The sequence below is a fragment of the Streptomyces sp. NPDC002884 genome (assembly GCF_040295245.1).
GTDB lineage: Bacteria > Actinomycetota > Actinomycetes > Streptomycetales > Streptomycetaceae > Streptomyces.
On the sequence record NZ_JBEOVB010000001.1, the window covers coordinates 730,455 to 749,401 of the forward strand.

An 18,947-nucleotide genomic window follows, 5' to 3' on the forward strand; every position below is an offset into this window, starting at 1 on the left:
CGGCGGGACCGCAGGTCAGGGGTTTCGATCACTTCTTTCCGCCGCCACCGCCACCGCCGCCGCCCACGGTCTCGGTGACGGTCACGGTCACGGTGACCGTCGGCCGGCCGCCGGGCCGGTCGGAACCGGACGGCGCGACCGGCGACGGCGTCGCGGACTTGCAGTCGCCGAGACCGCTCACCCGGAACAACTGCTTCTTGCCGACGACGGCGGTGAGATCCCCCCGCACACAGGCCCCGTCGACCGCCCGCGCGACCTGCCCCTCGACCGTGATGTCCCGCCCGTCGGTGGTCTTCCCCCGGCAGTCCACGGAGGCGACGGTCCCCGCCTTCTCCTGGTCCTCGTACTGAGCCGTGCAGGTCAGCCAGCGCACGTTCACGTCCCGCCGCTGGATCTCGGCCGTCGCGGCCTCGTCGGTGGTGTACGCCACGGACATGCTGCTCAGCCCGCCCGGCTCGCACGCCACCACGCCGACCGCCGCCACGGCCACCAACGGGAGAAGCCAAATCCGCCTCAATGCCCCCATGGACGGCAGCGTGCCACTCGGGCGGGCGGTGCGGTAGCCCGTATGCGGTCACGTTCGCCGCGGGTCCTCCGGCGGACGCGTCGCCGTGGCGCTCAGCCGCGCAGCAGCAGCCACTCCTGAAGCTCCACCAGATTGCCCTCCGGGTCCTTCAGATGGGCCACCCGCATCCGGTCGGCCATCGGGGCGGGTCCGTGGATCAGGGGGACGCCGTGGGCGGTGATCCGCGCGCACGTGGCGTCCAGGTCGTCGACGCGCAGGGCCACCAGGGAGCGGTGCCCGTTCGCCGTGCCGCCCAGTTCGCCGAGCACCTCCGCCATCATCGCGCGGTCCTGGATGGCTATCCCCGTCGAACCGGTGGCGGGCGAGAACTTCTCGTACGGTCCCCGCTCCGCCCCCGACTGCGGCTTGAGGCCGAGGACCTCGGCGTAGAAGCGATAGCAGGCGGCGAAGTCGGTGACCAGCAGCCTTACCTGGACGAATTCCACGATGTCCTCCCGGAGAGCGGGCGGGTCAGGACCAGCGGCCGGTCCTGCCCAGGATGAGGGACGCGGCCGCCGTGCCGGCGGTCGAGGTGCGCAGGACGCTCCGCCCGAGCCGGTACGCCCTGGCGCCCGCCTCCGCGAAGAGCGCCAACTCGTCCGGGGAGACTCCCCCTTCGGGTCCCACGACGAGCACGATCTCGCCCGTGGCGGGCAGGGCGGCGGTGGCCAGCGGCTCGCTGCCGTAGTCACGGTCCTCGTGCAGGACGGCGGCGAAGTCGGCGCGGGCGAGAACCTCCGCCACCTGCCGGGACGTCGACACGTCGGCGACCTCGGGGAAGCGGACCCGACGGGACTGCTTGCCGGCCTCGCGGGCGGTGGCCCGCCACTTGGCGAGCGCCTTCGCGCCGCGCTCGCCCTTCCACTGGGTGATGCAGCGCGCGGCGGCCCACGGCACGATCGCGTCGACGCCGGTCTCGGTCATCGTCTCGACGGCCAGCTCGCCCCGGTCGCCCTTGGGCAGCGCCTGGACGACGGTGATCCGGGGCGCCTCGGCGGGCTCCTCGATCACCTCTCCCAGGCTCACCACCAGCCGGTCCTTGCCCTCGGCGGCGACGACCCCGCCACGCGCCCAGCGTCCGGCGCCGTCGGTGAGGACGACCTCCTCACCGGTCCGCAGCCGCTTCACCGAGACAGCGTGCCGGCCTTCGGGACCGTCCAGCACGAACTCGGAGCGGGAGGCGGGGAGTTCGTCGACGACGAAGACGGGCGCCGTCATCCGGCACCGCCCTCACCGGCCGGGAACTCCGACAACGCTGTCCGCGCGTCGGCGAGTTCGGAGACCAGGACCTCCACCAGCTGCCCGGCGGGCAGCTCGCGGGCCAGCCGGTGGCCCTGGCCCGCCCACAGCGCCATGCCCTGCGCGTCGCCCGCCTTGGCGGCCGCCTTGCGCAGCGGCGAGGTGAGGTGGTGGACCTCCGGGTAGGCGGCCGGCGCGTACGGGCCGTGCTCGCGCAGGAAGCGGTTGACCAGGCCGCGGGCCGGGCGGCCGGAGAAGGCACGGGTCAGCTCGGTCCGCACGAAGAGGGGGTTGGTCAGCGCCTGCTTGTGCACTGCGTGCGCGCCGGACTCGGGCGTGACGAGGAACGCGGTCCCCAGCTGGGCCGCGTCCGCGCCGGCCGCGAGGACCGCGGCGATCTGGCTGCCGCGCATGAGCCCGCCCGCGGCGACGATCGGCAGGTTCACGGACTCGCGGACCTGGGCGATCAGCGCGAGCAGCCCTATGCCGGAGCGGTCGTTCTCCGGGTTGTCCCGGTGGGTGCCCTGGTGGCCGCCGGCCTCCACACCCTGCACGATCACCGCGTCCGCGCCGGCCCGCTCCACCGCGCGGGCCTCCTCGGCGGTGGTCACCGTGACCAGCGTGACCGTTCCCGCGCGCCGCAGGGAGTCCAGCGCCTCGCCGCCCGGGATGCCGAAGTGGAACGACACCACCGGCACCGGGTTGTCCAGCAGCACCGCGAGCTTGGCGTCGTAGCCGTCGTCACGGCCGCTGTCCGGATCGCCCAGCTCGGTCTCGTACCAGGCGGCCTCACCGGCCAGCTGGTGGGCGTAGACCTCGATGGCGCCCGTCTCCGCGTGGTCGGGCTGCGGCATGAACAGGTTCACGCCGAAGGGACGGGCGGTGAGGCTCCGCAGCTGCTTGATCTCCTGGTACATGCCGTCGGCCGTCTTGTACCCGGCGGCGAGGAACCCGAGCCCACCGGCCTCGCACACGGCGGCCGCGAGCCGCGGGAGGGAGACACCGCCCGCCATGGGGGCCTGCACGATCGGATACGGGAAGAGATCGGTCAGTGCGGAGGACATGACGGCATGTTGTCACGTCCTCCGAACAAGTCCGAATCGACCCTTCCCCTTGACACCTGCTGTCACGTGTCGGCGGATCCCGCCCGTCGGGTGACCGAGGACGAGGCCCGTTCAGGGCCGGCACGGGGGGCTGGGGGCGCGGCCCTCAGGGACGGGAAGGGGATGCGGCGGCGGGGGCGGAACCGCCCCCGCACACCCACCGTCACCGCCCGTTGAACGCGTCCTTCAGCCGGGAGAACAGCCCCTGCTGCCCGGGCTGGAACTGCCCGATGGGCCGCTCCTCGCCCCGCATCTTGGCCAGCTCCCGCAGCACCCGCTCCTGCTCGGGATCGAGCTTGCTCGGCGTCTGGACCTCGACGTGCACGATGAGGTCACCGCGCCCCCCGCCCCGCAGATGCGTGATGCCGCGGCCGTGCAACGGGATCGACTGGCCGGACTGGGTGCCGGGCCGGATGTCGACCTCCTCCAGCCCGTCCAGCGTCTCCAGCGGCACCTTGGTGCCGAGCGCCGCCGCCGTCATCGGCAGCGTCACCGTGCAGTGCAGGTCGTCACCGCGCCGCTGGAACATCGCGTGCGGCAGCTCGTGGATCTCGACGTACAGGTCACCGGCGGGGCCGCCGCCGGGGCCGACCTCGCCCTCGCCCGCGAGCTGGATCCGGGTGCCGTTGTCGACACCGGCCGGGATCTTCACGGTCAGCGTGCGGCGCGAGCGCACCCGTCCGTCGCCCGCGCACTCCGGGCACGGGGTCGGCACGACCGTGCCGAAGCCCTGGCACTGCGGGCACGGCCGCGAGGTCATGACCTGTCCGAGGAAGGACCGCGTCACCTGCGACACCTCGCCGCGACCGCGGCACATGTCACACGTCTGCGCCGTGGTGCCGGGGGCCGCGCCCTCGCCACTGCACGTCGAGCAGACGATCGCCGTGTCGACCTGGAGGTCCTTGGTCGTGCCGAAGGCCGCCTCCTCGAGGTCGATCTCCAGCCGGATCATCGCGTCCTGGCCGCGCCGGGTCCGCGAACGCGGACCGCGCTGCGACGCCGTCCCGAAGAACGCGTCCATGATGTCCGAGAAGTTCCCGAAGCCACCGGCGCCGAAGCCGCCCGCGCCACCGCCTCCGGACTGCGACAGCGGGTCGCCGCCGAGGTCGTAGACCTGCTTCTTCTGCGGATCCGACAACACCTCGTAGGCGGCGTTGATCTCCTTGAACCGCTCCTGGGTCTTCGGATCCGGATTGACGTCCGGGTGCAGCTCGCGCGCGAGCCGCCGGAAGGCCTTCTTGATCTCTTCCTGCGACGCATCGCGGCGCACGCCGAGAACGGCGTAGTAGTCCGTGGCCACCTACGACTCCGCCAGGATCTGTCCGACGTACCGTGCCACCGCTCGTACCGCTCCCATCGTTCCCGGGTAATCCATGCGGGTCGGTCCGACCACGCCCAGCTTGGCGACTGCTTCGCCGCCCGAACCGTAGCCGACCGACACCACCGAAGTGGAGTTGAGTCCCTCATAGGCGTTCTCGTGACCGATGCGTACGGTCATGCCCGAATCGCCTGCCTCGCCAAGGAGCTTGAGGAGCACGACCTGCTCCTCCAGTGCCTCCAGGACGGGCCGGATGGTGAGGGGAAAGTCATGTCCGAAGCGGGTGAGATTGGCGGTACCGCCGATCATCAGCCGCTCCTCGTTCTCCTCGACGAGTGTCTCCAGCAGGGTGGAGAGCACCGTCGTGACCGTGCCCCGGTCCTCGGCCTCGAAGGCCTCCGGCAGATCCTCCACCAGCTGCGGCACGTCCGCGAAGCGGCGCCCCGCGACCCGGCTGTTGAGCCGGGCGCGCAGATCCGCCAGCGAGGCCTCCCCGAAGGGCGCCGCGCAGTCCACCATCCGCTGCTCGACCCGCCCGGTGTCCGTGATCAGCACGAGCATCAGGCGTGCGGGCGCGAGCGAGAGAAGCTCCACGTGCCGCACGGTCGAGCGGGTCAGTGACGGGTACTGCACGACGGCGACCTGCCGGGTGAGCTGCGCGAGCAGCCGTACGGTCCGGGCCACGACGTCGTCGAGGTCGACGGCGCCGTCGAGGAAGTTCTGGATGGCCCGCCGCTCGGGACCGGTCATCGGCTTGACGCCGGCCAGCTTGTCGACGAACAGCCGGTAGCCCTTGTCCGTGGGGATCCGCCCGGCACTGGTGTGCGGCTGGGCGATGTACCCCTCGTCCTCCAGGGCGGCCATGTCGTTACGGACCGTCGCCGGGGACACGCCGAGGCTGTGCCGCTCGGTGAGCGCCTTCGACCCCACGGGTTCCTCGGTGCCGACGTAGTCCTGGACGATGGCCCGCAGCACCTGGAGCCTGCGTTCACTCAGCATCGCGCGCACACCTCCAGCAGTCGTCCCCAGTCCCCTGGGCGCCTTGTCTGGCACTCTTCACATCCGAGTGCCAGCGTTCCCCGGCCCAGTGTACGGCTGTGGGGTACACCCGGGGCAAGGTCGGCCCATGGTGCAGCGTCGTAGGGCTAGCGTCGCGGTATGACGGTGACTTGGGAAGAGCTCGGATGGGAGCGGGTCGCGGCCGGGGTGGGCCGGGTGCGGCTGCCGGGCTGGGACTGCACGGCGGGGCTGGTCGTCGGGGCGGGCGCGGTGCTGATGATCGACGCGGGGTCGAGCCTGGCCGAGGGGGTGCGGCTGCGGGCCTGGGCCGAGGAACTCAGCGGCTCCCGTGTGACCCATCTCGCGCTCACCCACCCGCACTTCGACCATGTGTTCGGGGCGGCGGCGTTCGCGGGCGCGGAGGTCTTCGGGGCGGTCGGGGCGGACACCGTGACGGCCGGGGAACTGCGGGCGGACGCGGTGCGCAACGGTCTCGACGAGGCGGCGGCGACCGAGGCCGCGGACACGCTCGTGCGGCCCCGGCACCTCGTCTGCGGCGAGCGGACCCTCGACCTGGGCGGCGGCCGGCAGGTTCTGCTGGCGAACGTCGGACCCGGTCACACCGCCCACGACCTGGCGGTCCTGATCCCCGGCGACCCCGAGACGGTGTTCTGCGGCGACCTCGTCGAGGAGTCCGGCGAGCCCCAGGCCGGGCCCGACGCCGTACCGTCCCACTGGGCCGCCGCCCTCGACCGCCTCCTCGAACTCGGCGGCGAGGACGCGCTGTACGTGCCCGGTCACGGGGCGGTGGTGGACGCGGCGTTCGTACGGGCGCAGCGGGACGCGCTGAGCACCCGTTTCGGCGTGTCGCCCTGATCGGCCCCACGCTTCTCCTATCGTCATCCGAATGCGCCAGTACTCCGCCGACCTCACCCCGCCCTGGAAGAGGCCGAAGCCGGTCCCCGAGGTCCCGGCGGAGCCCGGGCTGGTGGTGGAGGAGCCCGGCACCGGGTTCTGCGGGGCGGTGATCCGCTGCGAGGCGGGCACGGTGACCCTGGAGGACCGCTTCGGCAAGCACCGGGTGTTCCCGCTGGAGCCGCGCGGCTTCCTGCTGGAGGGCAGGGTCGTGACCCTCGTGAGACCCGCGTCGTCCTCGCCCGTACGCCCCACCCGTACCGCCTCCGGTTCGGTCGCCGTCCCCGGCGCCCGCGCACGTGTCGCCCGCGCCGGCCGTATCTACGTCGAGGGCCGGCACGACGCCGAGCTGGTCGAGCGGGTGTGGGGCGACGACCTGCGCGTCGAGGGCGTGGTCGTGGAGTACCTGGAAGGCGTGGACGACCTGCCGTCGATCGTCGCCGAGTTCGCGCCCGGCCCCGACGCGAAACTGGGCGTCCTGGTGGACCACCTCGTCCCCGGGACGAAGGAGTGGCGCATCGCCCGGTCGGTCACGAGCGAACACGCCCTGGTCGTCGGCCACCCGTACATCGACATCTGGGAGGCCGTGAAACCGTCGTCCGTCGGCATCGAGGCCTGGCCCCGGGTACCGCACGGCCAGGACTGGAAGACGGGCGTGTGCCGGGCCCTCGGCTGGCCGGAGAACACCGGGGCAGTCTGGCAGGCGATCCTGAAGCGGGTGGAGTCCTACAAGGACCTCGAACCGGAACTGCTGGGCCGGGTCGAAGAACTGATCGACTTCGTGACCGTGCCCTGACCCCTCGGCCCTGATCCCTGAGTCTTCGGCCCTGAGCCATGAGCCCTGGGCCCTGACGGCTGCGACCTACCGCCTGGAGTCTGCGGGCTGCGGGCTGCGGGCTGCGGGCTGCGGGCTGCGGGCTGCGGACAGGTGCTCAGTCCACCAGGTCCCGCACCACCGCGTCCGCCAGCAGCCGCCCGCGCAGGGTGAGCACGGCACGCCCCTCGTCGTAGGGGCCGCTGTCGAGCAGCCCGTCCGCCAGGGCCCGCCGCGACGCCGCGAGTCCGTCCGGCCGCAGCAGGTCCAGCGGTACGCCCTCCCGCAGCCGCAGCTCCAGCAGGATCCGCTCCACCCGGCGGTCCTCGGCCGGCAGCAGCTCCCGGCCGGCCCCCGGCGACCGTCCGGCCGCGAGCGCCGCCGCGTACGCCCCCGGGTGCTTCACGTTCCACCAGCGGACGCCGCCCACGTGCGAGTGCGCTCCCGGGCCCGCGCCCCACCAGTCGGCGCCGCGCCAGTACAGCTCGTTGTGCAGGCAGCGGGCCGCGTCGGAGGTGGCCCAGTTGGACACCTCGTACCATTCGTAGCCCGCCGCGGCGAAGATCTCCTCGGCGATCAGGTAGCGGTCGGCGTGGACGTCGTCGTCCGTCATCGGGACCTCGCCCCGGCGGATCCGGCGGGCGAGCTGGGTGCCCTCCTCGACGATCAGGGCGTACGCCGACACGTGGTCGGGGCCGGCGCCCAGAGCGGCCTCCAGCGAGGCCCGCCAGTCGTCGTCCGACTCGCCCGGGGTGCCGTAGATCAGGTCCAGGTTGACGTGGTCGAAGCCGGCCTCCCGGGCCTCCGCCACGCACCGCTCGGGCCGGCCGGGGGTGTGCGTGCGGTCGAGCACCTTCAGCACGTGCTGCCTGGCGCTCTGCATGCCGAAGGAGATCCGGTTGAAGCCGCCTTGGCGGAGGGTGGCCAGGTACTCGGGGTCGACGGACTCCGGGTTCGCCTCGGTCGTCACCTCCGCGTCCGCCGCCAGCCCGAACTCGTCACGGATCGCGCCGAGCATCCGTACCAGGTCGGAGGCGGGCAGCAGGGTCGGCGTACCGCCCCCGACGAAGACCGTGCGGACCTCGCGCCGGTCGTCGCCGAGGACCTTGCGGGCCAGGCGGATCTCGTCGATCAGGGTGTCGGCGTAGTTCTCGCGGGAGGCGAGGACACCTCCGGTGCCGCGCAGCTCGGTGGCGGTGTAGGTGTTGAAGTCGCAGTAGCCGCAGCGGGTCGCGCAGTACGGGACGTGCAGATAGAACCCGAGGGGGCGGTCGGCGGCGCCGGCGAGCGCGTGCGCGGGGAGCGCGCCGTCGTCGGGGACCGGCTCACCGTCGGGAAGTGCGGAAGGCATGTCGTCCATTGTCCCGTACGCCCGACCCACCCCGGATGCCCCGCCACCACGGGACCCAGGGGCACCGGACACCGGACGTCAGGCAGGCGCGATGTCAGGCGGACGTCGGGCGAATGGCGGCTGCCCGGCGGGGGCCATCAGTCCAGGAGTTCCGCGCCCAGCGGCCGCCCCGCACGTGCGCCCGGCAGGACGTACGCCACCGCCGAGCCCCGCGCCTCGGTGAACCCGCTCAGGTCGTCCTGAGCCGCCATCCGGCGCTGTACCCGTGCGAAGAGCGCGGGGTCCCGCATGAAGGCGAGGAACAGCATGCCCTGGTCGGTGGGGCCGTCGGCGTAGGAGTAGCCGCGGCGCAGCATCCGGGCGCCCGCGTCGAGGCGGGGACTGACGGCCCGGACGTGGGAGCGCGGCGGGGCGGCCTCCTCGGGGCCTCCGGTCGACCGGCCGCCGTCCAGCGGGCCGCCGGTCGAGCGGTCACGGCCGATGATCTCCTCCTGGCGGCGCACGGCGAGCCGCGCGAAGTCCTCGACGCGCAGATGGATCCGCCGTACGACGAGGTAGGTGGCGTTGCCCGACCACACCCAGCGTTCGCTCTCCTCGGGGGTGGGATCGGCGGGCCCGTCCTTGAAGCCGAGCAGGCTGCGCGGGGTGGTGCCGCCGTCGGGGGACGGCGGCAGGAAGCCGTCCTGCCGCCAGCGCGGGTACAGGGTCTCCCCGGCCAGCCGGGTCAGGGTCGCGGCGATCGCCTCGGTGGCGTCCGCGGTGTCGGCGCAGAGCTGCACCAGGAGGTCGCCGCCGCAGCGGTCGGGGTCGAGACGGTCACCCGTGAAGGCGGGCAGGTCGCGCAGGGCTGCCGGGGGCCGCAGGCCGAGGCGGGCGGGGAGGGCGGGGCCGATGCCGAGGGTGGCGGTGAGGCGGGCGGCGCGCGAGCTGTCCGCCTCCAGCGTCTCGGCGAGGGCGCGCGTCCACGAACCGAGCACCGCCTTCAGCGCACGCGCGCCCGCCGCGCCGCTCAGGGCGGGGTCGAGGTCGTACGCCAGGAGCAGCACGGTGGCCTGCCGCGGGGTCGTCACCCCGGCCTGGCGCAGGCCGTGGAAGCCGGGCCCGCGGGCGTCCTGGGGCGGATCGGCGTCGCGGGTACAGGCGGTCACGGTCAGCCCGAGCCCCGCGCCGGCGATCAGGACGCGTCGGCGGGTGGGCGTGTCACTTACGGCATTCGTCGCCTTCAGCACGAACCGGACGATACATGCGCAGATCCGGCCACCCGGTTTCCCCCGCCCCACCCGGCGCCCCCAGCCTCCCCCTGGCCGCCGCCGCACGCGTGTTCGACCGGCTCCGCCGGGCTCGCCACCGGACCTCCGCCGCCGCGCCTTCACCACCGGACCTCCGCGGCCGCACCCCCACCACCGCGCCCTCGCCACCGCACAAACCCGGCGGACGGGCCCGGCGGACGGGCCCGGCGGCGGCTACTCCGCCTGAAGCACCAGCAGCGCCAGGTCGTCCTCCGGCGGCCGCTCCCCGAACTCGTGCACCAGCCGGCGGATCCGCTCCGCGATCAGCTCCGCGTCGAGCCCCGCACAGCCCGCCAGCGCCACGGCGAGACCGTCCTCGTCGTCGAACTGCCTCAGGCCCGACCGCCGTTCCGTGACGCCGTCGGTGACGCACAGCAGGCTGTCGCCGGGCCGCAGCTCCAGGCTGTCGCTGGTGTACGTGACGTCCTCGATGACCCCGAGCAGGGTCTGCGGGCGCCCGCCCGTGGCGACCGAGCCGTCCGGCGCGAGCAGCAGCGGCAGCGGGTGCCCGGCGGAGGCGAGGGTGCAGCGGACCCCTCCCTCGAAGGGGGCCAGTTCGCCGTAGAGGAGCGACAGGAAGCGGGTCTGCGGGCCGTCGCCCGGCCCGGCGGGGCCGACGAAGGCTCGGGCGGCGGCGTCGGCGGCCTCGGTCGCGTCGTCGAGGAGGAGCTGGTTGAGCCGGTCCAGGACGTCGGCCACGCCATAGCCCTCACGGGCCAGCAGCCGCAGCCAGGGCCGGGCCAGGCCGATGACGACGGCCGCCTCCGGACCCTTGCCCTGCACATCGCCCACCGCGAAGCACCAACGGCCGTCGCCCGCCGGGAACAGGTCGTAGAAGTCGCCGCTCGGGCCGCCCTGCTCACGCGGTTCGTAGACGAGGGCGCTGCGCACTCCGGGGATCTCGGCGACCGCGCCGGGCAGCAGCCCGCGCTGCAGAACGGCGCTGATGGTGGCCTGGCGGGCGTACTGACGGGCCGCGCCGATGGCGAGCGCCACCCGGCGGCCGAGATCCTCGACGAGCCCGGTGACCTCGTCGGCGAAGGCGGGCAGCCCGGCCTGCCCGATGACCAGGGTGCCGAGCGGCCGGCCGCCGGCGATCAGCCGGTAGGCGAGGGCCGTGCCCTGCGGGCCGAGCGCCGCACCGGGCCAGGGGAACGGCTCGGGCCCGGAGCGGGGACCGCCGTCGGGCGGACAGGGCGGATCCTTCTCCAGCGCCCGGCGCAGCTCCTCGACGCGGTTCTCGCAGCCGTGCCAGACCCGGGCCAGCCGTGGCCCGGGCCCGCCCGCCCACTCACCGCGTCCGCTCACCTCGTCCTCGAGCCACACCGCGCACCAGTCGGCGAGCCGGGGCACGAGCAGCTGGCCGGTCAGCGCGGCCACCAGATCCTCGTCGAGCTGCCCGGCGAGCAGATCGGACGCCTCGGCGAGAAAGGAGAGGGCGCCGCGGTTGAGCCAGTCCCGGTCGCGCGACCCGACCGGTTGCGGAACCGGGGCCAGGGCCTCCAGGAGACCCGGGGCCGTGTCGTCGAGCGGGCCGTCGGGGTGGGCGGTGAGGCCGGCGTGGCTGAAGCAGCCGAGGTGCGCCGCGCGGGCGGGGACCTCGTGCTCGTGGCCGGGATGCGGCTGGTCACCGTGGCCGGGGAGGTCGGCGTCGCGGGACTCGGCGACCGTCGGCAGCAGCCGGGCCCAGACCGTCTTCGTCCCCCTGCGGTACGTCACTCCCCAGGCGTCGGCGAGCGCGGCGACCAGGCGCAGGCCGCGGCCGTACTCCGGTGTCCCGTACGACGGTTCGGCGGTGCCGTCGCGCGGGGCGCGGGAGGGGTGGTGGTCGGAGACCTCGACGACGACCGCGCGGCAGCCACCGGGGTGCCCGGGGTGTTCGGGATCCTCCTCCAGCCGGCACGCCAGCTCGACGTCGGTGCCGGCGTGCACGACGGCGTTCGTGACGAGCTCGCTGACGACGAGCGTGGTGTCCTGCGCGAGGCGCTCGCCCGGTCCCCCGGCCTCCTCGGCGCCGAGCAGGCCGAGACCGGCCCACTCCGTCAGCGCGGCGCGCACCAGCTCGCGGGCGGCGCCGGGCGCGAGGGGGCTGCCGTTCAGGGTCGCGCGGGTGTGCGGGAGCGCGACCGAGTGCGTACTCGGGTGCGCGGGCGCGCCCTGGGCACGGGACACGGTGTCCCGTTGCGTCGGAATGGCCCCCATGCGCAGCTCCCCGGGCGGTTCGGATGCCCACAGGGTGACAGACCGATCCCGGCCATGAGCGCTGGGTTACCGAAGTGGGCCGTCCTGAGCGAGAACCGTGCTGCGCAACTGTCCGCGCGTGCTCGATGACGCACGCTTGAGGGGCGGAATCCGAGCATTCGGACTCCGCCCCGGTCGCGCGCCGACGCGCTGCTCCTCGCGCCGTCGCGCCCCGCGCTACGCCTCGCGCGATCCGGCGTACATCTCGTCGATGAGGTGCTTGTACTCCCGCTCCACGACGGGCCGCTTCAGCTTCAGGCTGGGCGTGATCTCGCCGTGCTCGACGTCCAGGTCCCGGGGCAGCAGCCGGAACTTCTTGATGGTCTGCCAGCGCTGGAGACCCTCGTTGAGCTGCTTGACGTAGCCCTCGACGAGCTCCACGGTGACGGGCGCGGCGACGACGTCCGCGTACGACTTTCCGGCCAGCCCGTTGTCCTTCGCCCAGTCGAGGAGCGAGACCTCGTCGAGGGCGATGAGCGCCGTGCAGAAGTTCCGGTCGGCGCCGTGCACGAGGATGTTGGAGACGTACGGGCACACCGCCTTGAACTGTCCCTCGACCTCGGCGGGCGCGATGTACTTGCCGCCGGACGTCTTGATGAGGTCCTTCTTGCGGTCGGTGATGCGCAGATACCCGTCGGGCGACAGCTCGCCGATGTCGCCGGTGTGGAACCAGCCGTCGGCCTCCAGGACCTCGGCGGTCTTCTCGGGGAGCCCGTGGTAGCCCTCCATGATGCCGGGGCCGCGCAGCAGGATCTCGCCGTCGTCGGCGATCCGCACCTCCGTGCCGGGCAGCGGCTTGCCGACCGTGCCGGTGCGGTAGGCCTCACCGGGGTTGACGAAGGAGGCCGCGGAGGACTCCGTCAGGCCGTAGCCCTCGAGGATGTGGATGCCGGCGCCGGCGAAGAAGTAGCCGATCTCCGGTGCGAGCGCCGCCGACCCGGAGACACACGCGCGCAGGTTGCCGCCGAAGGCCTCGCGGATCTTGGCGTAGACGAGCGCGTCGGCGACCTTGTGCTTGGCGCCGAGCCCGAAGGGGACGGCGACGGTGCCGGTGCGCCGGAAGTTGTCCTGGGCGGCCTTGGCGTACTCGCGGGAGACCCCGGCGGCCCACTGGAAGATCTTGAGCTTGGCCCCGCCGCCCGCGCGGGCCTTGGCGGCGACCCCGTTGTAGACCTTCTCGAAGATGCGCGGCACGGCGGCCATGTACGTCGGCCGGACGACCGGCAGGTTCTCGATGATCTTGTCGACGCGGCCGTCGACGGCGGTGACGTGCCCGACCTCGATCTGGCCGGAGGTCAGGACCTTGCCGAAGACGTGGGCGAGCGGCAGCCACAGGTACTGCACGTCGTCGGGGCCGACCAGGCCGGTCGCGGCGATCGCCTTCGCCATGTACGACCAGTTGTCGTGCGGCAGCCGGACGCCCTTGGGCCGGCCGGTGGTGCCGGAGGTGTAGATGAGGGTGGCGAGCTGGTCCTTGGTGATCGCGCCGACCCGCTCCTTGATCAGCTCGGCTTCCTTCTCCAGCCGGGCGGCGCCACGCTTCTCCAGCTCGTCGAGGGTGAGGATCCAGTCGGAGGTCTCCACACCGGCCGGGTCGATCACGACCACATGGGTGAGGGCGGGCAGCTCGGCCCGCTTCTCGACGGCCTTGGCGAGCTGGGCCGCGTCCTCGGCGATCAGCACCTTGGACTCGGAGTCCGCGAGGATGAACGCGGACTCCTCGGCGTTGGTCTGCGGGTAGACGGTGGTCGTGGCGGCCCCGGCGCACATGATGCCGAGGTCGGCGAGGATCCACTCGAGCCGGGTCGAGGCGGCGAGCGCGACGCGCTGCTCGGCCTGTACGCCCAGCTCGATGAGGCCGGCCGCGATCGCGTAGACCCGTTCGGCGGCCTGCGCCCAGCTCAGCGACTTCCAGTCGTCGGGGCCCTCACCGGCCGCGGCCGGTACCGGGTACCGGTATGCCTCGGCGTCGGGCGTGGCCGCCACGCGCTCCAGGAAGAGGCCCGCGACGGACGGCGGACGGTTCTCGATCAGTGTCTGTGTGTCGCTCACGACATCCTCCGGGCCCGCGACGATGCGGCTGGCTCATTGCCGGCGTCGTTCGACGCGGCGGTTGCTGACAGCGGCGGTTGTTGACGGCGGCTGTTGTTTAACTCACGAGTAACTACCGAGCAGGGATCAGAGTAGAGGGCGACTGGCCAGCACGTAAGGGGCTCCGGGCAGTCACTTTCTCCTGAATACAGCCACAGGGCCCGCCGCGCTGTCGCGCGACGGGCCCTGAGAACCTGCGTACATCGTGGCTATTTCTTGCCCTTGCCCGATCCCGGGTTGTCGTCACTGCTCAGGACGGCGATGAAGGCCTCCTGCGGAACCTCCACGGAACCCACCATCTTCATCCGCTTCTTGCCCTCCTTCTGCTTCTCCAGCAGCTTCCGCTTACGGGAGATGTCACCGCCGTAGCACTTGGCGAGGACGTCCTTGCGGATGGCGCGGATGGTCTCGCGGGCGATGACCCGGGAGCCGATGGCCGCCTGGATGGGCACCTCGAAGGCCTGCCGCGGGATGAGCTCGCGCAGCTTGGCGACGAGCCGCACGCCGTACGCGTACGCCGCGTCCTTGTGCGTGACCGCCGAGAAGGCGTCCACCTTGTCGCCGTGCAGCAGGATGTCGACCTTGACCAGGCTGGAGGCCTGCTCTCCGGTGGGCTCGTAGTCCAGGGAGGCGTAACCGCGCGTCTTGGACTTCAGCTGGTCGAAGAAGTCGAAGACGATCTCCGCGAGCGGGAGCGTGTAGCGGATCTCGACCCGGTCCTCCGAGAGGTAGTCCATGCCGAGCAGGGTGCCGCGCCGGGTCTGGCACAGCTCCATGATCGACCCGATGAACTCGGAAGGGGCGAGGATCGTGGCGCGTACGACGGGCTCGTACACGTCGTCGATCTTCCCCTCGGGGAACTCGCTCGGGTTGGTGACCGTGTGCTCGGAGCCGTCCTCCATGACCACGCGGTAGACCACGTTGGGCGCGGTGGCGATCAGGTCGAGCCCGAACTCGCGCTCCAGCCGCTCGCGGATCACGTCGAGGTGCAGCAGGCCCAGGAAGCCGACGCGGAAGCCGAAGCCGAGGGCGGCGGAGGTCTCCGGCTCGTACACCAGCGCGGCGTCGTTGAGCTGGAGCTTGTCGAGGGCGTCGCGCAGCTCGGGGTAGTCGGATCCGTCCAGCGGATACAGGCCCGAGAAGACCATCGGCTTCGGGTCCTTGTAACCGCCGAGCGCCTCGGTGGCCCCCTTGTGCAGGGTGGTGATCGTGTCACCGACCTTGGACTGGCGGACGTCCTTCACACCGGTGATGAGGTAGCCCACCTCGCCGACGCCGAGGCCGTCGGCCGCCTTCATCTCGGGGGCCGAGACGCCGATCTCCAGCAGCTCGTGCGTCGCGCCGGTGGACATCATCCGGATCCGCTCACGCTTGTTGAGCTGACCGTCGATGACACGCACGTACGTCACGACGCCGCGGTAGGAGTCGTACACCGAGTCGAAGATCATCGCGCGCGCGGGGGCGTCCTGGACGCCGACCGGGGCGGGGACCTCGGCGACGACCCGGTCCAGCAGCGCCTCGACGCCCAGACCGGTCTTGGCGGAGACCTTCAGCACGTCCGCGGGGTCGCAGCCGATGAGGTTGGCGAGCTCCTCGGAGAACTTCTCGGGCTGGGCGGCCGGAAGGTCGATCTTGTTCAGTACGGGGATGATCTTGAGGTCGTTCTCCATCGCCAGGTAGAGGTTGGCGAGAGTCTGGGCCTCGATGCCCTGGGCGGCGTCGACCAGGAGGACGGTCCCCTCACAGGCGGCCAGCGACCGGGACACCTCGTACGTGAAGTCCACGTGCCCGGGGGTGTCGATCATGTTGAGGATGTGGGTCCGGCCCGGGTCCCCGGTCGGGGCCCAGGGCAGTCGGACCGCCTGGGACTTGATCGTGATGCCGCGCTCGCGCTCGATGTCCATGCGGTCGAGGTACTGAGCACGCATCTGCCGCTGATCGACCACTCCGGTCAGCTGGAGCATGCGGTCGGCGAGCGTGGACTTGCCGTGGTCGATGTGCGCGATGATGCAGAAATTGCGGATCAGAGCCGGGGCGGTACGGCTCGGCTCGGGCACATTGTTAGGGGTCGCGGGCACGCAGGGTCCTGTCTCTTGAGGCGCCTTGTGCCTCGGGTCGGATCGATACGTAGGCTCCATGGTCCCACGGGTGGGGACCGGGGACCGGTTTGGGCCACTCGGGGAGCCACTGGTACTCTGGGCAGCTGTGTCTCCTGCCCTCTCAGCACGAGGCACGTCTCCTCGGAGAACTTCTCGGACAACACTCTCGGGGAACTTCGGGGTATCTCGGAAAATCATCGGTACGGGACCTTCGCGGGCCCGTACCTGAACCTGAAAAGGCTCATTCGTGGCGAACATCAAGTCCCAGATCAAGCGGATCAAGACCAACGAGAAGGCTCGGCTGCGCAACAAGGCCGTCAAGTCCTCCCTGAAGACCGCGATCCGCAAGGCCCGCGAGGCTGCTGCCGCGGGTGACGTCGAGAAGGCCACCGAGTACCAGCGCGCCGCGGCGCGTCAGCTCGACAAGGCCGTCTCGAAGGGCGTCATCCACAAGAACCAGGCCGCCAACAAGAAGTCGGCGCTTGCTTCCAAGGTCGAGACCCTCAAGGGCTGATCCCCTCAGATGTGATCGCCGGAAGGACCAGGGCGGGCCCTCTCTCATCCGCCCCCGACCGGCACCCCCGGATCGCGCACGGCCTGCGTTCGCCACGCGGGCGCGATCCAGCAGCTTGAATCTTTGAACCGAAGGCCCCCGCGCCTCGCCCTTCCCCAGGGCGGGCACGGGGGCCTTCGGTCTGCCCCGGGGTCTTCGGTCCCCACGGGGCCTTCGGCCGGTCGCGGGGCCTTCGGTCAGCTGCGGGGGCTTCGGTCAGCCGTGGGGTCTTCGGCCGGTCGCGGGTTGTTCGGTCAGCCGCGGGAAGCCTTCCGCACGGCACGGCGGGTGCCGTCAGGTCCAGAAGTCGTTGCTCACGTCGATGTCCTCGACGCACTCGTCGAGATCGCTGATCTTGTCGCCGACGATCCGGAAGACGATGCCCCCGTTGTCGTCGATGTGCTTGCCGTTGCGGTCGGCGGTGATCCGGTGCAGGGAGACGGCGTGTCCACGGTCGTCGACGAGCACGGTGCGCAGATCGACGCGCAACGAACCGCCCGTCTCCGAGAACAGCCTGCCGTACATCTCCATGACCGCGTCGAGGCCCTTGAAGTCGCCGGAGAGCATGTGGGAACCGGGCACGTGGTGCGTACAGTCCCCCGTCATCATCCCGCGCAGGGTGTCCATGTCTCCGCGGGTGAAGGCCTCGTATCCCTTGCGGACGAGTGCCGCGTGCGGGTGTTCAGCCATGTCGATCGCCACCTTTCGCATACGCCGGCGATGTGCGGCTGGTACCCCCGATTCTCCTCCCCGGCAGGGGAACGGCTACTGGATCACCCCGGTGGCACCCGGGCCGTACCGCTACCCGCGTCCCCCGGACCGCGCCGCCCGCGCGACGGCCACGACGGCCTTCTCGAGGGCGTACTCGGGATCGTCACCGCCGCCCTTCACTCCCGCGTCCGCGTCCGCGACGGCCCGCAGCGCGACGGCCACTCCGTCCGGCGTCCAGCCCCGCATCTGCTGACGCACCCGGTCGATCTTCCAGGGCGGCATACCCAGCTCCCGCGCGAGATCGGCCGGCCGGCCGCCGCGCGCCGAGGACAGCTTGCCGATGGCCCGCACCCCCTGGGCCAGCGCACTGGTGATCAGCACCGGCGCGACCCCGGTCGCCAGCGACCAGCGCAGCGCCTCCAGCGCCTCGGCGGCACGCCCCTCCACCGCCCGGTCGGCGACGGTGAAGCTCGAGGCCTCGGCCCGCCCTGTGTAGTACCGCCCGACGACGGCCTCGTCGATGGTCCCCTCGACATCGGCGACCAGCTGGGACACGGCCGACGCCAGCTCCCGCAGATCGCTGCCGATGGCGTCGACGAGGGTCTGACACGCCTCGGGCGTGGCCGACCGCCCGGTCGCCCGGAACTCCTGTCGCACGAAGGCCAGCCGGTCCGCCGGCTTGGTCATCTTCGGACAGGCCACCTCCCGCGCCCCCGCCTTGCGCGCGGCGTCCAGCAGCCCCTTGCCCTTGACCCCGCCGGCGTGCAGCAGCACCAGCGTGATCTCCTCGGCGGGCGCGCCCAGGTACGCCTTGACGTCCTTGACCGTGTCGGCGGACAGATCATGCGCGTTGCGTACGACCACGACCTTGCGCTCCGCGAAGAGCGACGGGCTGGTCAGCTCGGCCAGCGTGCCGGGCTGCACCTGCTCCGGAGTCAGGTCGCGCACGTCCGTGTCGGCGTCGGCGGCCCTGGCGGCGGCCACCACCTCCTGCACGGCACGGTCGAGCAGGAGGTCCTCCTGGCCCACGGCAAGCGTCAGCGGGGCGAGAGGGTCGTCATTCGCAGTCTTCCTGGCCATCCCGGAAAGCATCCCACGAGCCACTGACAACCCGACCCCCACCACCGGACCACCGCAAGGTCACTGACGAGCCGCTGACGAGCCACCGCCGGGTCACTGACGAGCCGCTGACGAGTCTCCCCGGGTCACCGCCGAGCCACCGCCGAGTCTCCTCGGGTCACCGCCGAGCCGCTGACGAGCCACCGCCGAGCCACCGCCGAGCCACTGTCGGGTCACGCTCACGGCTCCTCCCGCCAGCCCTCCCACTCTCCCGCGAACTCGTCCAGCGCGGCCGCGTCGAGCCGTTCCTCCTCGTCCCCCAGCAGGACGAGCCACTGCGCGTCCTCCGCGTCGTCCTCGCCCGCCAACGCGTCCCGGACGACCCTCGGCTCCTCGCGAACCCCGAACCGCTCCCCGAGCGCCTGCGCCACCTCCTCCGCGGCATCGCGATCGGGCAGCACCAGCACATGTCTCACATCACTCACCGCACCATTTTCCGACACGCTCGGGAGCCGACGCCCCAACCTGCCGTCCGGACGGCCATCCCGACGGCCCCCGACCAGTCACCCCGCTTATCACCCCGCTTATCACCCCGGCTGA

Annotated in this window: 17 protein-coding genes; 3 read left to right on the top strand and 14 right to left on the bottom strand. The window is 72.2% G+C overall.

All coding sequences use genetic code 11. The features are described 5' to 3' along the window. Window positions 1–28: 28 nt before the first annotated feature. The 6 genes from ABT070_RS03220 to hrcA form a co-directional block, all read right to left on the bottom strand. Window positions 29–526 carry a hypothetical protein gene (locus ABT070_RS03220; protein WP_351753863.1) on the bottom strand — a complete coding sequence of 166 codons (498 nt, stop codon included), beginning with the start codon at window positions 524–526 and terminating at the stop codon, window positions 29–31. Window positions 527–618: 92 nt separating this feature from the next. Next, window positions 619–1,011 (bottom strand): VOC family protein, encoded by a 393-nt coding sequence (locus ABT070_RS03225; protein ID WP_351753866.1) that lies wholly within the window; start codon window positions 1,009–1,011, stop codon window positions 619–621. A 25-nt stretch (window positions 1,012–1,036) separates the two neighbouring features. Continuing rightward, on the bottom strand, window positions 1,037–1,783 hold the full coding sequence (locus tag ABT070_RS03230; protein WP_351753869.1) for a 16S rRNA (uracil(1498)-N(3))-methyltransferase: 747 nt from the start codon (window positions 1,781–1,783) through the stop codon (window positions 1,037–1,039). Next, window positions 1,780–2,868 (bottom strand): nitronate monooxygenase, encoded by a 1,089-nt coding sequence (locus ABT070_RS03235; protein WP_351753872.1) that lies wholly within the window; start codon window positions 2,866–2,868, stop codon window positions 1,780–1,782. Before ABT070_RS03235 ends, ABT070_RS03230 begins: the two co-directional genes overlap by 4 nt. A gap of 202 nt (window positions 2,869–3,070) precedes the next feature. Continuing rightward, window positions 3,071–4,207, bottom strand: a complete 1,137-nt coding sequence (gene dnaJ / locus ABT070_RS03240) for a molecular chaperone DnaJ (protein WP_351753874.1) — start codon at window positions 4,205–4,207, stop codon at window positions 3,071–3,073. Continuing rightward, a complete protein-coding gene (gene hrcA / locus ABT070_RS03245) occupies window positions 4,208–5,224 on the bottom strand; it encodes a heat-inducible transcriptional repressor HrcA (RefSeq protein WP_351753877.1) in 1,017 nt (338 codons plus the stop codon). Window positions 5,225–5,383: 159 nt separating this feature from the next. On the opposite strand from hrcA, the gene ABT070_RS03250 reads away from it, so the two are divergent. After that, window positions 5,384–6,100: an MBL fold metallo-hydrolase gene (locus ABT070_RS03250; protein WP_351753879.1), complete on the top strand. Its 717-nt coding sequence runs from the start codon at window positions 5,384–5,386 to the stop codon at window positions 6,098–6,100. Between the two features lie 31 nt (window positions 6,101–6,131). Next, window positions 6,132–6,935 (top strand): DUF3097 domain-containing protein, encoded by an 804-nt coding sequence (locus ABT070_RS03255; RefSeq protein ID WP_351753881.1) that lies wholly within the window; start codon window positions 6,132–6,134, stop codon window positions 6,933–6,935. Window positions 6,936–7,071: 136 nt separating this feature from the next. Here the strand turns inward: ABT070_RS03255 and hemW are convergent, their stop codons facing one another. The 5 genes from hemW to lepA all read right to left on the bottom strand — a co-directional run bounded on the left by hemW (window position 7,072) and on the right by lepA (window position 16,003). Next, window positions 7,072–8,304 (bottom strand): radical SAM family heme chaperone HemW, encoded by a 1,233-nt coding sequence (gene hemW / locus ABT070_RS03260; protein WP_351753884.1) that lies wholly within the window; start codon window positions 8,302–8,304, stop codon window positions 7,072–7,074. A 137-nt stretch (window positions 8,305–8,441) separates the two neighbouring features. Further along, window positions 8,442–9,533, bottom strand: a complete 1,092-nt coding sequence (locus ABT070_RS03265; RefSeq protein ID WP_351753887.1) for a Dyp-type peroxidase — start codon at window positions 9,531–9,533, stop codon at window positions 8,442–8,444. Between the two features lie 234 nt (window positions 9,534–9,767). Continuing rightward, complete coding sequence (locus ABT070_RS03270) at window positions 9,768–11,795, bottom strand: SpoIIE family protein phosphatase (RefSeq protein ID WP_351753890.1); 2,028 nt, start codon at window positions 11,793–11,795, stop codon at window positions 9,768–9,770. Between the two features lie 216 nt (window positions 11,796–12,011). Further along, on the bottom strand, window positions 12,012–13,886 hold the full coding sequence (locus ABT070_RS03275; protein WP_351753893.1) for an AMP-dependent synthetase/ligase: 1,875 nt from the start codon (window positions 13,884–13,886) through the stop codon (window positions 12,012–12,014). Between the two features lie 248 nt (window positions 13,887–14,134). Further along, entirely contained in the window at window positions 14,135–16,003 is a 1,869-nt protein-coding gene (gene lepA / locus ABT070_RS03280; protein WP_351753896.1) for a translation elongation factor 4, read from the bottom strand. Between the two features lie 268 nt (window positions 16,004–16,271). Here lepA and rpsT point away from each other — a divergent pair, with 268 nt between their 5' ends. Further along, complete coding sequence (gene rpsT, locus ABT070_RS03285; protein WP_020127768.1) at window positions 16,272–16,538, top strand: 30S ribosomal protein S20; 267 nt, start codon at window positions 16,272–16,274, stop codon at window positions 16,536–16,538. Window positions 16,539–16,871: 333 nt separating this feature from the next. Here rpsT and ABT070_RS03290 read toward each other — a convergent pair whose 3' ends face one another. The 3 genes from ABT070_RS03290 to ABT070_RS03300 all read right to left on the bottom strand — a co-directional run bounded on the left by ABT070_RS03290 (window position 16,872) and on the right by ABT070_RS03300 (window position 18,832). Then, complete coding sequence (locus ABT070_RS03290) at window positions 16,872–17,267, bottom strand: nuclear transport factor 2 family protein (protein WP_351753900.1); 396 nt, start codon at window positions 17,265–17,267, stop codon at window positions 16,872–16,874. 111 nt (window positions 17,268–17,378) lie between these two features. Next, entirely contained in the window at window positions 17,379–18,368 is a 990-nt protein-coding gene (gene holA / locus ABT070_RS03295; protein WP_351753903.1) for a DNA polymerase III subunit delta, read from the bottom strand. 218 nt (window positions 18,369–18,586) lie between these two features. Then, on the bottom strand, window positions 18,587–18,832 hold the full coding sequence (locus ABT070_RS03300) for a hypothetical protein (protein ID WP_351753905.1): 246 nt from the start codon (window positions 18,830–18,832) through the stop codon (window positions 18,587–18,589). Window positions 18,833–18,947: the final 115 nt, after the last annotated feature.

Bases quoted from the DNA above. Each gene is read 5' to 3' on its own strand.
- ABT070_RS03235 (WP_351753872.1), bottom strand. From the start codon at position 2,868: ATGTCCTCCGCACTGACCGATCTCTTCCCGTATCCGATCGTGCAGGCC.
- holA (WP_351753903.1), bottom strand. From the start codon at position 18,368: ATGGCCAGGAAGACTGCGAATGACGACCCTCTCGCCCCGCTGACGCTT.
- hemW (WP_351753884.1), bottom strand. From the start codon at position 8,304: ATGCCTTCCGCACTTCCCGACGGTGAGCCGGTCCCCGACGACGGCGCG.
- ABT070_RS03250 (WP_351753879.1), top strand. From the start codon at position 5,384: ATGACGGTGACTTGGGAAGAGCTCGGATGGGAGCGGGTCGCGGCCGGG.
- ABT070_RS03230 (WP_351753869.1), bottom strand. From the start codon at position 1,783: ATGACGGCGCCCGTCTTCGTCGTCGACGAACTCCCCGCCTCCCGCTCC.
- ABT070_RS03290 (WP_351753900.1), bottom strand. From the start codon at position 17,267: ATGGCTGAACACCCGCACGCGGCACTCGTCCGCAAGGGATACGAGGCC.
- ABT070_RS03220 (WP_351753863.1), bottom strand. From the start codon at position 526: ATGGGGGCATTGAGGCGGATTTGGCTTCTCCCGTTGGTGGCCGTGGCG.
- ABT070_RS03270 (WP_351753890.1), bottom strand. From the start codon at position 11,795: ATGGGGGCCATTCCGACGCAACGGGACACCGTGTCCCGTGCCCAGGGC.
- ABT070_RS03255 (WP_351753881.1), top strand. From the start codon at position 6,132: ATGCGCCAGTACTCCGCCGACCTCACCCCGCCCTGGAAGAGGCCGAAG.
- hrcA (WP_351753877.1), bottom strand. From the start codon at position 5,224: ATGCTGAGTGAACGCAGGCTCCAGGTGCTGCGGGCCATCGTCCAGGAC.